The following is a 14,964-nucleotide window of genomic DNA, read 5'->3' as shown; positions in this document are numbered from 1 at the left end:
ACACTTCCCTTATTAATATTTTAATGTTGAATTAATGACATCAGTCACTAACATATGCCCTGGTGCGTGCGTAATCACCAGCGGCGGTTTGGTCTGCATAATCGCATTTTGTGGTGTCACTCCACATGGCCAAAAGACGGGGGTTTCCCCAGGCTTGATGGTCACTGCATCCCCATAATCCGGATTTTGTAGGTCTGTGATGCCAATTTCTTCGGGATGGCCAATTTGAATAGGCGCCCCGTGCACCTTAGGCATATTAGCGGTAACTTGAACGGCGATCGGCACTAATTCATCTTTGATCGGCCGCATGCTGACCACCATCTGCCCGTGAAACGCCCCCGCTGGTTTCAACGGGATGTTGGTGTTGAACATTGGAACGTTGACGTGCTCGCTTATGTTTCGCACTTCGATCCCAGCAGCAATCAATTCGGCTTCAAATGAGAAGCTACAACCAATGATGAAGCTGACGAAGTCATCCGACCAAATATCTGCTACCGATGTAGTTTCGGCGGCTAATTGACCATCCCGATAGATCCGATACTTCGGAAAATCATTAGCTAAGTCAATATCAGTCGCAAAGTCCACTAACTTTTTACTCCCCACGTCACTGACCTCTAAAACGGGACAGGGTCTCGGGTTGCGTTGCGTGAACAATAAGAAATCATAGGCGAGTTCACGCGGTAAGATGACTAAATTGGCCTGCGTGTATCCAGTGCATAACCCGCTAGTCTGGCCAGTATATTCACCACTTCGGATTAAATGCCGTAATTCGACGGGACTTAATTTGGTTAATGCAATTTTGGTGTTGTTAATTGTCATCTGCGTTGCCTCCTACTCCTGATTAGCGAGTGTAATTTTGTTATCTAGCCAATTCACATCCGTATTGAGATTTTCAAAGTCTGCATCGGCTAAGATCTGCGCTAATAGATTCAAGTTAGTATCAATCCCAGCCACCACGGTCTCATCAATGACCGCCCGCATCTGTTTTATGACTTGGGAACGCTGATTGCCATAGACGATTATCTTGGCGATCATTGCATCGTAATATGGCGGGACCTTATATCCTTGATACAGTGCACTATCAACCCGCACCCCATAGCCACCTGGCAGGTGTAAGCCAGTGATCTGCCCAGCAGAGCGGGCCGTAACCCGACATTCCAGGGCAAAGCCCTTTTCAACATGCCGTTGCTCTGCTAACTCGGCACCGGCGGATACCATCAACTGCGCTTGGACCAAGTCGATTCCACTGGTCAATTCGGTGATCGGGTGTTCCACTTGGATTCGCGTGTTCATCTCCATAAAGTAGAATTGACCTGGCCCGTTGTATAAGAACTCGATCGTGCCTAACCCGACGTAATGCAGCGGGGCGACCACTGCCTCACAGATCGAGAGCATCTTTTCACGGTCAGCTGGGTTTAAGACAACGGCGGGCGCTTCTTCCATTACCTTTTGATTGTGGGATTGAATCGTACAGTCGCGCTCGCCGATTGAAACCACGTGCCCAAATTGATCGGCAATGATCTGCACTTCAACATGGCGGGGATGTTTTAAGTATTGTTCAATGTACATATGCCCATCGTTAAATGATTCGATCGCTTCTTCTTGAGCGATGTTAAAGTTAGCCGCAAAGTCAGCGGCGGTCGGAATAATGCGCATCCCCTTGCCGCCACCACCAGAACTAGCTTTTAGCATGACTGGATAGCCCACTAATTTGGCTTGGGCAGCCGCAGCATCCACACTCGTTACCGCATTCGGGCTGCCCTTTACGATTGGCATCCCATATTGATGCATCGTCTTGCGGGCGGCTTCCTTATTGCCAAGTAGGGAAATGACTTTGGCATCCGCTCCGATGTAGGTGATGCCACTTTCAACAACGCGGCGGGCAAATTCTGGATTTTCAGATAAAAAACCATATCCTGGATGAATGGCATCCGCCTCGGTTATTTTGGCAGCTGCAATTAAGTTGGCCATGTTCAAGTAGCTCTGCTTAGCACTTTGCGGGCCAATGCAAACCCGTTCATCGGCTAGTTTTACATGCAGCGCCTTACTGTCCGCAGTTGAATAGACTGCGACCGTTTTGATCCCCAAAGCACGGCATGCCCGAATGATTCGGACCGCAATTTCACCCCGATTGGCGATCAATAACTTATGAAACGGCCACTCGGTAACGGGTTTACTTGACTTGAATAAGTGGTTCATCGTATTCCACCTCTTCTCCATCGGCCACCAATACCTTAGTGACGACTCCTGAGCGATCGGCTTTAATTGGTGTCATTACCTTCATCGCCTCGATAATCCCGATCGAATCCCCCGCCTTGATATGATCACCGACGGCTATGAATGGAGCTTCATCTGGGGACTTAGCAGCATAGAAGACGCCCACCAGTGGCGCTTTGATCACGTTGTCTGCCTGCGTTTCAGCACTAGCTGATTTTGCAGCCGGTGGCGGGGTCTGACTCACTAAGTCTGGATTCGGCTGGGCAGGATTTTTTAATTCCTGTTTTAACGTGATTTCATCGTTCCCACTGCGGTAAGTGATTTCGCTTAAGCCATTGCTTTTTAAATATTGAATCAATTTCTTTACGACCTTTAAGTCCATCTAAATTCCTCCTATTGAAATAACGTCTGAATGCGTTGGGCAGCCCCTCGGTTAATTCCAATCGGGGCCTTAAATCGGCGTTGTTCGAACCGCTCAGCTAGCCTTTGGCTGCTTTCGTGTTGTTCCAAAAGCTTAGCTCGAGCATCCGCTAGTGATACTAATTGAAACTTGATCAACTGCTTGGGCTGGCTTTGCACGAACTTATGCAGGTCAGCTGAGATAATGACCCCGATTACTGGATATCCACCGGTCGTTTGGCGATCCGCTAATAAAACGATCGGTTTTCCATCTGAACTAATTTGAATCCCCCCTAAAGGCGTCGCTTCTGATAGCATGTTGGCAACGCCCATTTCGATCGGATTCCCGGCCAGTCGATACCCCATCCGATCAGCATTTGGGCCAACTTGATATGAATTGTTGATGAACAATTCCGTATCCTTTGGGTCGAACAATGCCCATTGAGGACCCTTAGTGATCCGAATGGTCAAAACTTCATCAGTGGACGGCCATTGTGGCTTTTGAACTTTTCTGAATGCGAAGCTAGTTAAGCGTTGGGTCGTGCCAATGGGGATGCGATCACCTGACATCAATTTTCGCCCCAGGTGTCCGCCAATTCGGATTCTCGTTGTGGTCGCGCGACTCCCCATTACCAGGGGCTCTAAGACTCCCTCGGCAACTGCTAGGTATCCATAGCGGCCATGTTGGACCGCCCCCACCGTTAAGACGTCGCCGCTTTTGACTTGGATCGCCTGGTCGCTATTAATTGGTTGATCGTTCAACGTTAGCGGGAACTGGCCCCCGGCAAAGGCGATGAACGTAGCGGCTTGAAATAAGTAGCGGCCACCGAGGAGACAAAATTCCAATGTGGCGGCCGTTAGCTGATTACCAACTAACAAATTGGCTAGCTTGGCTGCATCTGCATCTAACCATCCCGAAGTTGGGAACCCATCGATTTGATGGTTGAAACGGCCCAGATCTTGCACCGTTGTTTGCAAACCACCGTCTAGAACGACTAAATTATTCATTCTCGATTACCACCTTTACTGTATAAGTCCCCTGCTGATCTGCAGCTTTGATCTGTTCATATTCACGGCTGGTAATGGCAAAGAATTGCACGAAGTCACCAGCGTGAAAAAATAATTCGGGGTGCTGTTGGTCGTACAACTTCACCGGGGTCCGGCCGATCAACTGCCAACCACCGGGCGCATCGACTGGATAAAAACCAGTCTGAATCCCAGCAATCCCAACGCTTCCGGCTGGAATTTTAACGCGCGGGGTGGCTAAACGTGGCATCGCGATCTTTTTATCGACGCTGGCCATGTAAGCAAACCCCGGTAAAAAGCCCATAAAATAAATTAAGTACGGTCGGTCGGTATGCAGCTTGATGACGTTTTCTGGAGTCATAGCTGCAAAATCAGCCACTGCTTGTAAATCAGGATTATAAGGAGCTTCATAACAAACCGGAATCTGTAAGATCCGACGCGGTCCCTTTGATGCCAAGCGATCATCATTCAATAGTGGGGTTAGGCGTTCTTGTAACTGCTGATAGCTAATTTCAAGGGCATCAAATGTGATCATTAAGGTATGGTAGGCCGGAACTAATGATTGAATGGCACTGATTTGCAATTGCTCGATTGCTTTAACTAAGGTCTGAATCTGTTGGTTGATCGATTCGTCGATCTGATTTGGAAAATTGATCGACAGTGCTTGATCACCAACTGGAATAATTTTAAATGGTTGCATCAAGAGCCTCCTCAATGTGAAAAAGAATAACATCGAATCATCTTTGAACTGCACAAATGATTAAATTAGTATTAATTATACTAATCATAAGATTAAAATGTCAATTCTAATCTCCTTTTAATTGTTTGATTATTCATTTTATGTATTATCAGCGTCTTTTATGCATTAAAACAACTCTTTAGGGCTTACAAGATGTATATTTAAATATGTCATTTTTTGTCCCATTTATATCGATTATGATAATTGGATTAAAAAATCGACGATCCGTGATTGAACGAACCGTCGATTTGGAATCAATATTTTGTTTTTTAGAGGTAGTGCATCCCACCATCGACCATGATCGATTGGCCGGTAATGTATTCTGTCTTTGGCGATACCAACCAAGATACGACGTTGGCAACATCTGCTGGTAATGCTTCACGACCGCGGTCAATTTCGGTTAAGACGTTGGCGCGTTGTTGGGCGATTGGAATATTCTTGATCTCAGAAGTGCGCTTATCAATTGCATCCCGCATTGGGGTCCTGACCACACCTGGATTGTAAGCGTTCACCGTGATATCATCTGCTGCTAATTCCTTAGCGGCAGATTGTGTTAAACCACGGATTCCGAACTTAGATGCGGAATAAGCACTTTGCAATGCGGAAGCTTCCACACCGGCTAGCGAGGCGGCGTTTACGATTCGTCCACCATGGCCCTGCTTTAAGAATTGCTTGGCAGCGGCTTGAATGCCCCAAAAAGTCCCCTTTAAGTTCACGTCGATCAATCGTTCGAACTTCTCAGGGTCTGAATCAACGATTGAATCAATGAACGCAATTCCAGCGTTGTTGACCCACACGGCTAGTTCACCGAGATCATTGACCGCATCCGCAGCTAATTGAAATACCGCCTTGCGATCAGCAACATCGACCGTATAAGCATGAGCTGAATAGCCTGCATTCTTTAGATCATTTGCGACCTTCACTGCGGATTGTGCGTTAATATCTGCAACAGCGATTGCAAACCCATCCTTTGCTAATTGGTGAGCAATTCCTTCACCAATTCCTTGTCCTGCACCAGTAATAACTGCAACTTTTGCCATTTAAATTCCTCCTTTAAATTAAAAAAAGAGCGCTAACATCCCTAATAAAAAGGACGAAAGCACTCTTTTCCGCGGTACCACCTTATTTTGATAGTTTATAAAACTACCACGCTTTAACTTCTTAACGGAAGGCTCCGAAGTTACTTCATAATTCAACTCAGTAACTTAAAGGATGCAAAGACCATCTTCAATCAAGCAAGACCAATGCTTTCCACCATCCGCATCTCTCTATAGGTCATAACTTAACTTACTCATCTTTTCTTTATTTCGAACAATATTAATTATTAACTACATTATAATCATAATATGACGTAAAGCAACTGTTTAAACTTAGCACTAATTATTTCGGCATTAGTTTGCCGCCACCAGTTAGCTTATAAGTTTGCCCATCAAGCCAGGCATTACTACTGTTGCTTTTATCATAATAAACGTTATGCCCATTTGATTTGATGTTCTTAATTGAAGTTTTACTGACAACTAAAGCCGTTAAATAAGAGTCTTTGGTGACGTTCCAACTACTATCTGCACTTAACGTTAGCTTTGCTAAGCCACTACTATCGGCATTATTAATACTTCCAGATAAACTAGAACCATCCCTTAAGGTCAATGCAACTGAGCTTTTGGCAGCCACTTCAACGTTTCCGTTCAAGGTCTGCTTGGTAGCGGTGAATGCTAGTTTACCGCCGTTACTATTGCTATTGCCCCACCGATCACTAGCGGCTCTAATCAATATATCAGATGCGTTCGTTAATTTAACGTTGTTCAAATTGATCTTTGCATTCGTGTTGGTGACGTAGAACAATGCTCCCGTATGCTTAGTCGTCCCCGTTGAGCCGTCAGTGACCTTAGATGTCAGTGAACCACCCTTCATTGTGAACGAGGCAGTCCCTGTTTTAGAATCACCAGACATACTTTGGTATAACATGACACCATTGTTCTTGTTGGCCGTCAAGTGGGAATCAGCAGCGTTGATATTGTTATCGCCTTCGATCACAGCAGCTTCTGCATCGCTTGCGTTTCCTTGAACGTTCTTAACGCTGATTTTACCAGTGGAGTAAATAATTGGCGAACCATCCCCAGCGGTCTTGAGGTTACCAGTGTTCAATGAAACGCTCCCGCCCCCACGATCAGTGGCTAGGGTTGCAGAATGGCTTCCCTTGGTTGAAATATTAGTGTTAGTAGCAACGATGCTCCCCTTTTGAGTGGCATCTAAGCCCCTAGATGAATCCTTTGTGGTATTGATTTTGGCGTTGTTCAACTTAATGGTCGCATTCGATCCAGTTGAGAACACCGCATTCGCACCGTTAGCAGCTGTTGTCTCGGTTAGCCCATTGACAGTGGCCGTCGCATTACTAGTAACTAGTAATCCGGCGTTTTGGCCAAAAAAATTACTGTTGTCCTCGCTAGTCGTTTCACCTGTCTTTGCGATCACACTATTGTTGAGTGTCAAGTTCCCACCATTTTTGACTAACACAGCGGATTTATTTTTCTGATCGGTGCTGAAATCAGCATCGCTTTGCGTCGTATTACTAGTGACGGTCTTGTTACCCGTGATATCAGCACTACTGGAACTTGAGGATGAGTTTTTAGAATCAGGTTTGGCGCTTGGTTTATTGTTTTGGACCATGGCGGCATGGACCAACGGATCTTGGATTTTGTTGATTGGAGTGGCGGTAAATCCTAATAATGAAGCACTTAATAAAATGGAAACTAGAATGTTCTTATGATTTCTTTTCATAATAAAGACTTCCTTTGCTTTTATATTTTGCTATTAATTATCGTCACGTTCATTTCTAATTGTGACCAGATGTTGCGGTTGATAGACCCACTTAGCAGCAATTGGTACCACTAAAGCGATTGAGAGGATACTGATCAATAGTTTATTTTTAATGTTGAATTCCTTCTTTCCTCTTGAATTGACATTAGTATATTTGATTCTGGCATCATTTGGAATCACTTTTAACCAAACGCAAACAAACCTTATTCAACGTAAGGAAATGTACAATGTTTTTAGGAAATGGCTAATAAACTTAAATGAAGCTTAAAATAAAAACACCCTAGAAATCAGAGTTTCTAAGGTGTTTTTATTTAACCAAAATCGATCGTATCAAAAATACTTCTTTTTGTGATCTCATCCAATCCGAGGTAATGTAATGTCATCGCCTCACTAGAATGGTTCAATGACTGCATCACCAATGCAATATTATGGTTAGTCTGCTCATAGAGTCGATATGCGCCCGTTTTACGCATGGTATGGGTACCAAGATAATCAATATCTAATAATTCTCCCGTTCGTTGCATGATCTTATAAAATTGGTTGACGGTAATATGCCGATTTGGATACATGATCGAAGGAAAGAGCCATTCAGAACTTTGATGTCGGTTTCTAAGCAGCTTTTGCCGCCATTGTTGATATTGTAATAAATCATTGGCAACTGGTTTTAGATACAAACGGTTTTGCTTCCCAGTTTTTTGGTCATGGATGTAACTGCTATCCTTTAAGATGCCATCTACATCGAATGCATCTGAATACTTTAATTTCATTACATCGCTACAACGGAGTAAAGTTGCTTTACCGAGTTGAAAGATCATATAGTTCCTAGGTCCGCTCTTAGCGAAGTTATGCAATAACGTATCCTCTACATCCCGTAGTGTTTGATCATCCTTGATTGGATATACTTTTTCTTCTGCCATTATAATCACCACCTGATGATTATTATATCATTATTTTTAATTAATTCATTAAAACAGTGATATGTTTTTGAGATATGATTATAAAAGCTTTTATAATCACGTTTCAATATCACTATTAGTAAATAACCGTGATATAGATATGATAAGCAAAAATGAACAAGAGGCGCTCAGTGATCAGTTTCGCCATTGCAGTCGACCAATTAGTCGAACTGGTCTTAAATCAAACCATATCTAATATCGCTAGCGTAATTGCTTGTATAATAAAAACCAACCATTGAACATTAGTTTTGCAATGCTCAATGATTGGTTTCAAATATTTAGGCTCTGTGCTTGCCAAGGTAGTAGACCCCTACCATTAATGCAACCATTCCCAACCCACCGAATAAAAGATAAATTAAGATTGGTGGATGCGATTTAGGATGGGCTTGTTTTTGCGTTGCTGAGGCTATCTTTGCATCAATCGCAAAATCGTTTTGAAAGTGCCAATGGGCTTTGCCAGAAGTGATTGCTAACTTCAATTTATACTTTCCAGCGTTCAACTTTTGATTTAAAACGATTGGATAGCTCATCCGCGTTAGTGGTGCCATGTTCATGTTGGTTTGTTGCTGTTTGAATACAACTTTATTAGTATTATTATCAACTATTTTAGCCTTGATGTTCATTTGGCCGAACATCGTTGGTGTTAAATTATCGAGCTTAGCGATAACAGTTGGATAATCATAATCAATCTTTGTTGATACGCTGTGTAACCCGAGTTTAGTATTAATGATGCGGTCATTTTCATGCAACACGATCGGGATGGCATATGAGAGCGTGTTTTTAAAGTTGACCCCTGATTGCTGACTTTGATGCCCGCTACTTTTTTGGGTAATGTAAAATCCACCAGCGATCACCCCATCGAATTTCTTTTTAGGTACGGTAAGCGTGTATTGTTTGATCACCTTTTGGTGCGGAACTAATTCGATTTCTTTGGGGCCTGTGATCAAATGATTAAAATCGACGTTCCCAAAATAACGGTCTTTCAAATTGTTAAAGTTATATTGGATCACACCATTATCACCAGTAACAGCGGTATTGAAATTCAGCTTTAATTTTTGCGATTGACCACTGTTGTTGGCAAAGATTAATTTAACGTTCAACCCCTCGCCTGGTTTGACCTTTTGTTGAATGGCAGATGTATTCTTAGCATCATCGATTGCTACCGAATAGCTAAACTTAGCATTGCCATCATCCGCATGCCCCGTTTGGCCAAACCCCAATAAAGTCGTTGTAAAACAAATACTAACTAATAAACAGATGCGCTTAAGCTTGATCTTCATTATTGACCCTAGTCATTGTTGGATGCACTAGTCGCAGCCGAATTAGCTGTGCTTCCGTTAATGGTCCAGTTAATGGAAGCAGAATATGATGTTGCAACAACGCTTGCGTTTTGATTCAAGTTCAAAACAGGATTCAAGTTCGTGATCGTATGGCCTTCGTTTGTTCCTTGAACGACTTGAACGGTAGAATTATCACCGATTTTAGCAGTCGCGTTTTGATTAACGGTAGCGCCATTATCGGCAGCGGTAGGTGCAAAGTTAATGTTCCCGTTCAAGGAATTCTTATTAGTACCATCAGTTAATGAACTTACGGCAACGGTAACGTTCCACCCGATTGCCCCTAACCCACGATTATCATCGGTCGCAAGGGATGCAGCGGAGGCCTTAGCAGCCGTACTACTGTTAGCGATGTCAGATACGGCAACGCTTGTAAAAGTAATGTTAGATGCTGAAGCTGCGAGACTGCCTGGCGTAACTGCAACGTTTGCAGACTGTTGAGTCGCTGCTGAATCAGCGTGGGCTAATAAACCAGTCGTTCCAGCAATTGCTAGGAATCCCAAGGTCGAAGATAATAATAAATTTTTGCTTGTTTTTTTGAACATAATCGACACTTCCTTTTGATAGTGTGTAACTTCAGGGACATTTATGCATATATTGTATATAATACATTCGTGCATAAAGTTACGTTTGTTACATAAAATATTATAGCACTATCTAATTAAGTTGGATATAAAAATATTAACGCCCTTGATCATCATGGTGGTGGGGATGTATGGTTATTGAAACTTATTTGCATTTTTACGGGTTGAAAAAGTTGATTATGTCACTTAAGTGGTAGCTATTTGAAAAAGAATTCATTTTAATGAATAATTATTTATAAATAAAAAATACCATTGAATTGTTTGATTCAATGGTATTTTTTTCAAAGTTTTAACTATTTTTCATTCCAGTGTTGCTTCTTGAAGGCTTCACGGCCACCGCTTTCTTCCATAACGTAACGGAGGGGATCCTTCTTGTAGAAGTCTTGGTGATAATCTTCAGCAGGATAAAATGGTTTGGCATCTTCAATTTGAGTGACGATCGGTTTATCGAACATCCCACTGTTTTGTAAATCTTCCTTGGACTTTTCAGCGATCTTTCTTTGTTCAGGACTGTTCACAAAGATCACTGGGCGGTAACTATCACCGCGGTCTTGGAATTGTCCAGAGGCATCGGTTGGATCAGTTTGGTGCCAATAGATCTCCACTAACTTAGCATATGAGATCTTCTTTGGATCGAAGGTGATCTTGACAGCCTCGGTATGACCAGTCGTATGGCTACATACTTGTTCGTACGTTGGGTTGGCAACGTGGCCACCAGTATAACCTGAGACCACCTTTTCAATTCCAGGAATCGTATCAAAGGGCTTTACCATACACCAAAAGCAGCCCCCAGCAAAAATTGCAGTTTCCATTCAAATCACTCTTTTCATTTTAGATTTATTCGCATTTGCAAAGCATTATTTAAAATCTTTGAGGTATTCTCCATACCCTTCTTCTTTTAATTTATCAACGGGGATGAACTTCAGTGCGGCGGAATTGATACAGTATCTGAGGCCACCACGGTCTTTAGGTCCATCTGGAAAAACGTGCCCTAAGTGGGAGTTTGCATCCTTACTACGGACTTCGTTTCTCACCATCCCATAGGACGTATCTAGATTTGATTTAATATTTTGGTCATTAACGGGCTTCGTAAATGCAGGCCACCCACAACCAGAGTCATACTTATCCTTAGAAGTGAACAATGGTTGTCCACTAACCACGTCAACGTAGAGGCCGTCTTCATAGAAGTTATCGTACTTACCGCTGAATGGAGCTTCAGTTCCCGCGTTTTGGGTAACATCGTATTGTTCTCTAGTTAATTTACTTTTATCGTATTCAGTCATTTAAAAATCCCCCCGTAAAAAAATATATCTTACACTACATATTAATAGTTTAAATAATTCGAGATTAATTGCAAATGATATGCTTACAATTTTAAAGTAATAACTGCTAGATACAAATTGACCAGCTTTCACCACCATGAGATGGTTAAAACTGGTCAACTGAATTGTTATTTAGTTCAAAGATTATTCGAATGCTTCGGTTAATGGAGGAACCACTTGTTTCTTCCGTGAAACAACACCTGGCAAGTTCATTACACCAGCATCGTTCAATTTACCATTGAAGGCTTTTTCAACCGCATCCTTAGGGTCACCGGTAACGATCAATGCAGAGTTACTGTCTAAGACGTTGGTAACTAATACCAAGTAGAGGTCAAAACCATTGGCTTGACTTGCCTTTTCCATGGCGGCCTTAATTTCGTCAGTCCGCTTTAGGATATCTTGGAGGTCAACGACGTTAATTTGATCGATCCGCACGTTATTACCACCCATGGTGAATGACTTGGCGTCTTGGTCGACTAATTCATCAGCGGAACTAGCATCAACGTTCGTTCCCGCCTTTAACATCTTGATCCCGTAATCCTTGTAATCAACATCGGCAATCTTAGCCAATGCTTCCACTGCAGCTCGGTCTTGATCAGTGGTAGTAGGTGATTGTAATAATAGAGTATCTGAAATGATTGCTGATAGCATTAGACCAGAGATTTTTGCAGGCACTTCAACGTTGTTTTCCTTGAAGAGCTTGTAGACGATCGTACTAGTACAACCTAGTGGTTCTTCACGCATGTAAAGTGGCTTTTCAGTTTCAAAGTTACCCACCTTGTGGTGATCAACGACGTGGGTGATGGTAACATCCTTAATGTCACTGACACTTTGTTGGAATTCGTTATGGTCCACTAACATTACGGAATCGACTTCTGGCTTAGCAGCCGTGATTACCCGTGGTGCTGGTTCGTCAAAGTAATCTAAGACGAACTTCGTTTCATCATTGACTTCGCCCAATGCAACGGCTTCAACATCGTGACCTAACTTATTTTGTAGGTATGCGAATGCCTTGGCTGCGTTAACTGCATCGGTATCTGGATTTTGGTGTCCAAAAACTAATTCTTTACTCATTATTATTGCCCCAATTCTATTAGATAGTTAATATAATGACGCTTCCATTATATTTTAGCACTTTTTGGAAATTAATTTAAAGCTTTTTGAATTGAAATCGGTTCGCCTTCTGATTTAACGTCGATTACGAACGAACCGTTCGAATATCGTTCATTCATTGGGTGATCGATCGGAATCACATCATGCATCCGTCTTCTGTCGGTATAGACATGCAATGGTTGTTCTAAATCGATCGGTGCGACCGTCACAAAAGCAGCGATTGCATGTGGTTGGGACTTGAGGGCCTTTAAGATGATCACCCCGCGCCGTCCTCTTCCAGCTAATGGGATTTGATTGACAGGTAGGTTTTTATAAGCCCCCCGTTGAGTTACGATCGCCATTATGGAATCCTCAGTCGCTAATTGACAACCAGCGACTTGGTCATCGTCTTTTAGATCGATCGAGCGCACCCCAGTACTTTTAGCACCACTAAATGACACTTCACTTAGTTCATAACGTGTTGCCATCCCATTTTGACTAGCAACTACTACTTGGTGGTCGTTCAGATCGCCAGTCAGATATTCGATCGTTAAGACTTGCGCCGCAGAATCCTTTAACTTCTCATACACACTGGCATGACTCTTATAGGTCCGCCCTGGTAACAACTTGTTAAATTCGGTTAACTTGATATATCCATCGCTAGTGGCAATCATAAAGTGACCGACTTGTTTGAGATCCTTAAAGGCAAACGTCTTGATGATCTTTTCATCATCGGCAAGCCCAATCGTCTGTGAGATGTGTTCACCCGTGTCCTTCCAACGCGTCTCTGAAATTTCAAATACGGGGCGGTAGATCAAATGACCCTTATTAGTAAACATCATCAAGTGATCACGGGTGTTCAATTGTTGCATGAAGATGGGATGATCATCTGATTTCAAACCATTTTCGTTGACCTCAGAGGCCCGATAGGATCGAATACTACTACGTTTCAAATAACCATCGTCACTAACTAATACCATGACATCTTCATCAGGGACCGTTACCTTCGTGCTGATCTTAAGGTTTTCGATCTCAGCTTCCACTTCACTGAGGCGGCTTGAAGCATACGCCTTCTTGATCGCACGCAACTCGTTTCTAAGCACCGTGTCTAACTTTTTAGGGTCAGCTAAGATCGCCTTGAATTTATCGATCTGTTCAGCAAGAGCGGCTGCTTCTTGGTTTAATTGCGTAACGTCAGTATTCGTTAATCTGTATAGCTGTAAATTAACGATCGATTCAGCTTGGGCCTTGGTGAAGTCATATTCATGAATTAAGTTCTCGCGTGCAGAAGCCTTATCCTTACTTCCGCGGATCGTTTTGATCACTTCATCCAGAATTGATAACGCCTTGATCAACCCTTGCACGATTTCTTGACGATCTAAAGCCTTATCTAAATCGAATTGGGTCCGCTTTTTCACCACGAGTCTTTGAAAATTAAGGTATGAACTCAAGGCACGCTTAAGCGATAACCGTTCTGGACGCATGTTATCGATGGCGACCATGTTGAAGTTATATGAGATCTGTAAATCCGTATTCTTGAAAAGATAGTTCAAGATCCCCTTAGAATCAACATCGCGTTTCAATTCAATGGCGATCGAAAGGCCGTTGCGATCACTTTCATCCCGCACTTCAGCGATACCATCGATCTTTTTGGCGATTCTGATCTCATCCATCTGCTTTACTAACTGCAGTTTATTGACTTCGTATGGAATCTCAGTGACCCGAATCAATTGCTTGTTACCACGAAGGGATTCGATCGCCGTCTTAGAACGAACGGCAATGCGCCCCTTGCCAGTTTCATAGGCTTTTTTGATCTCATCGATTCCCTGGATGATGCCACCCGTTGGGAAATCGGGGCCCTTGATGTATTTCATTAGATCGGCTAACGTTGCATCGGGATTTTTTTGCAATGCGATCACGGCATCGATCACTTCCCCTAAGTTGTGTGGGGGGATGTCCGTCGCATAACCAGCGGAAATTCCAGTCGCGCCGTTGACTAATAAGTTCGGAAAACGCGCTGGGAGGACGACTGGTTCGTATTCGGTATCATCAAAATTCAATACCCAATCAACAGTATTTTTATCAATATCTCTGAGCATTTCACCTGCGATCTTGCTGAGCCTTGCTTCCGTGTACCGCATCGCAGCAGGTGGATCCCCATCCATGGATCCATTGTTACCATGCATTTCGATCAATGGTTCACGTAGCTTCCAGTCTTGACTCATTCTTACTAATGCTTCGTAGATTGAACTATCTCCGTGGGGATGAAAGTTACCCATTACGTTCCCAACCGACTTAGCGGCCTTTCTGAACCCCTTATTATAGGTATTTCCATCTTTGTTCATGGCATAGAGGATTCTTCTTTGAACTGGCTTTAAGCCATCCCGCACGTCGGGCAACGCTCTTTCTTGAATGATCGACTTTGAATAACGACTGAATCGTTCACTCATGATGTCTTCAAGCGTTAGCCGTTCA

General features: G+C 43.0%; 15 protein-coding genes and 1 other annotated feature. All 15 genes read right to left on the bottom strand.

What is annotated here, in order from left to right:
* Positions 1–12 precede the first annotated feature (12 nt).
* The 15 genes from ACSVI6_RS04405 to parC all read right to left on the bottom strand — a co-directional run bounded on the left by ACSVI6_RS04405 (position 13) and on the right by parC (position 14,939).
* Entirely contained in the window at positions 13–819 is an 807-nt protein-coding gene (locus ACSVI6_RS04405) for a putative hydro-lyase (protein WP_491716264.1), read from the bottom strand.
* Between the two features lie 12 nt (positions 820–831).
* Entirely contained in the window at positions 832–2,199 is a 1,368-nt protein-coding gene (locus ACSVI6_RS04400; RefSeq protein WP_491716263.1) for an acetyl-CoA carboxylase biotin carboxylase subunit, read from the bottom strand.
* Positions 2,174–2,599, bottom strand: a complete 426-nt coding sequence (locus ACSVI6_RS04395; protein ID WP_491716262.1) for an acetyl-CoA carboxylase biotin carboxyl carrier protein — start codon at positions 2,597–2,599, stop codon at positions 2,174–2,176. Before ACSVI6_RS04395 ends, ACSVI6_RS04400 begins: the two co-directional genes overlap by 26 nt.
* 11 nt (positions 2,600–2,610) lie before the next feature.
* Positions 2,611–3,624, bottom strand: coding sequence for a 5-oxoprolinase subunit C family protein (locus ACSVI6_RS04390; RefSeq protein ID WP_491716261.1), 1,014 nt, complete (start codon positions 3,622–3,624; stop codon positions 2,611–2,613).
* Positions 3,617–4,342 (bottom strand): 5-oxoprolinase subunit PxpB, encoded by a 726-nt coding sequence (pxpB, locus tag ACSVI6_RS04385; protein WP_491716260.1) that lies wholly within the window; start codon positions 4,340–4,342, stop codon positions 3,617–3,619. Before pxpB ends, ACSVI6_RS04390 begins: the two co-directional genes overlap by 8 nt.
* A 308-nt stretch (positions 4,343–4,650) precedes the next feature.
* A complete protein-coding gene (locus ACSVI6_RS04380; RefSeq protein ID WP_491720529.1) occupies positions 4,651–5,421 on the bottom strand; it encodes an acetoin reductase in 771 nt (256 codons plus the stop codon).
* A 46-nt stretch (positions 5,422–5,467) separates the two neighbouring features.
* Positions 5,468–5,693, bottom strand: a binding site (T-box leader).
* A gap of 68 nt (positions 5,694–5,761) precedes the next feature.
* Entirely contained in the window at positions 5,762–7,159 is a 1,398-nt protein-coding gene (locus tag ACSVI6_RS04375; protein WP_491720528.1) for a hypothetical protein, read from the bottom strand.
* A gap of 33 nt (positions 7,160–7,192) precedes the next feature.
* A complete protein-coding gene (locus tag ACSVI6_RS04370) occupies positions 7,193–7,378 on the bottom strand; it encodes a hypothetical protein (RefSeq protein WP_491720527.1) in 186 nt (61 codons plus the stop codon).
* 131 nt (positions 7,379–7,509) lie between these two features.
* Positions 7,510–8,115 (bottom strand): tyrosine-type recombinase/integrase, encoded by a 606-nt coding sequence (locus ACSVI6_RS04365; protein WP_491720526.1) that lies wholly within the window; start codon positions 8,113–8,115, stop codon positions 7,510–7,512.
* Positions 8,116–8,432: 317 nt separating this feature from the next.
* Positions 8,433–9,434, bottom strand: a complete 1,002-nt coding sequence (locus ACSVI6_RS04360) for a DUF3324 domain-containing protein (protein ID WP_491720525.1) — start codon at positions 9,432–9,434, stop codon at positions 8,433–8,435.
* 8 nt (positions 9,435–9,442) lie between these two features.
* Complete coding sequence (locus ACSVI6_RS04355) at positions 9,443–10,036, bottom strand: hypothetical protein (RefSeq protein WP_491720524.1); 594 nt, start codon at positions 10,034–10,036, stop codon at positions 9,443–9,445.
* A gap of 332 nt (positions 10,037–10,368) precedes the next feature.
* Positions 10,369–10,887, bottom strand: a complete 519-nt coding sequence (gene msrA, locus ACSVI6_RS04350; RefSeq protein WP_491720523.1) for a peptide-methionine (S)-S-oxide reductase MsrA — start codon at positions 10,885–10,887, stop codon at positions 10,369–10,371.
* Between the two features lie 45 nt (positions 10,888–10,932).
* Positions 10,933–11,358 (bottom strand): peptide-methionine (R)-S-oxide reductase MsrB, encoded by a 426-nt coding sequence (gene msrB / locus ACSVI6_RS04345; protein ID WP_491716252.1) that lies wholly within the window; start codon positions 11,356–11,358, stop codon positions 10,933–10,935.
* A gap of 183 nt (positions 11,359–11,541) precedes the next feature.
* Positions 11,542–12,471 carry a manganese-dependent inorganic pyrophosphatase gene (locus tag ACSVI6_RS04340; protein ID WP_491720522.1) on the bottom strand — a complete coding sequence of 310 codons (930 nt, stop codon included), beginning with the start codon at positions 12,469–12,471 and terminating at the stop codon, positions 11,542–11,544.
* Positions 12,472–12,542: 71 nt separating this feature from the next.
* Positions 12,543–14,939: a DNA topoisomerase IV subunit A gene (parC, locus tag ACSVI6_RS04335; protein ID WP_491720948.1), complete on the bottom strand. Its 2,397-nt coding sequence runs from the start codon at positions 14,937–14,939 to the stop codon at positions 12,543–12,545.
* Between the last annotated feature and the right edge of the window lie 25 nt (positions 14,940–14,964).

The sequence above is a fragment of the Nicoliella sp. ESL1106 genome, from assembly GCF_058509965.1.
Note: the sequence above shows the minus strand (reverse complement) of the source record. Positions and strands in the feature narration are given on the sequence as shown.

Excerpts from the sequence above, each read along its gene's own strand:
- ACSVI6_RS04405 (WP_491716264.1), bottom strand. The coding sequence starts at position 819 with ATGACAATTAACAACACCAAAATTGCATTAACCAAATTAAGTCCCGTC.
- ACSVI6_RS04400 (WP_491716263.1), bottom strand. The coding sequence starts at position 2,199 with ATGAACCACTTATTCAAGTCAAGTAAACCCGTTACCGAGTGGCCGTTT.
- ACSVI6_RS04395 (WP_491716262.1), bottom strand. The coding sequence starts at position 2,599 with ATGGACTTAAAGGTCGTAAAGAAATTGATTCAATATTTAAAAAGCAAT.
- ACSVI6_RS04390 (WP_491716261.1), bottom strand. The coding sequence starts at position 3,624 with ATGAATAATTTAGTCGTTCTAGACGGTGGTTTGCAAACAACGGTGCAA.
- pxpB (WP_491716260.1), bottom strand. The coding sequence starts at position 4,342 with ATGCAACCATTTAAAATTATTCCAGTTGGTGATCAAGCACTGTCGATC.
- ACSVI6_RS04380 (WP_491720529.1), bottom strand. The coding sequence starts at position 5,421 with ATGGCAAAAGTTGCAGTTATTACTGGTGCAGGACAAGGAATTGGTGAA.
- ACSVI6_RS04375 (WP_491720528.1), bottom strand. The coding sequence starts at position 7,159 with ATGAAAAGAAATCATAAGAACATTCTAGTTTCCATTTTATTAAGTGCT.
- ACSVI6_RS04365 (WP_491720526.1), bottom strand. The coding sequence starts at position 8,115 with ATGGCAGAAGAAAAAGTATATCCAATCAAGGATGATCAAACACTACGG.
- ACSVI6_RS04360 (WP_491720525.1), bottom strand. The coding sequence starts at position 9,434 with ATGAAGATCAAGCTTAAGCGCATCTGTTTATTAGTTAGTATTTGTTTT.
- ACSVI6_RS04355 (WP_491720524.1), bottom strand. The coding sequence starts at position 10,036 with ATGTTCAAAAAAACAAGCAAAAATTTATTATTATCTTCGACCTTGGGA.
- msrA (WP_491720523.1), bottom strand. The coding sequence starts at position 10,887 with ATGGAAACTGCAATTTTTGCTGGGGGCTGCTTTTGGTGTATGGTAAAG.
- msrB (WP_491716252.1), bottom strand. The coding sequence starts at position 11,358 with ATGACTGAATACGATAAAAGTAAATTAACTAGAGAACAATACGATGTT.
- ACSVI6_RS04340 (WP_491720522.1), bottom strand. The coding sequence starts at position 12,471 with ATGAGTAAAGAATTAGTTTTTGGACACCAAAATCCAGATACCGATGCA.
- parC (WP_491720948.1), bottom strand. The coding sequence starts at position 14,939 with ATGAGTGAACGATTCAGTCGTTATTCAAAGTCGATCATTCAAGAAAGA.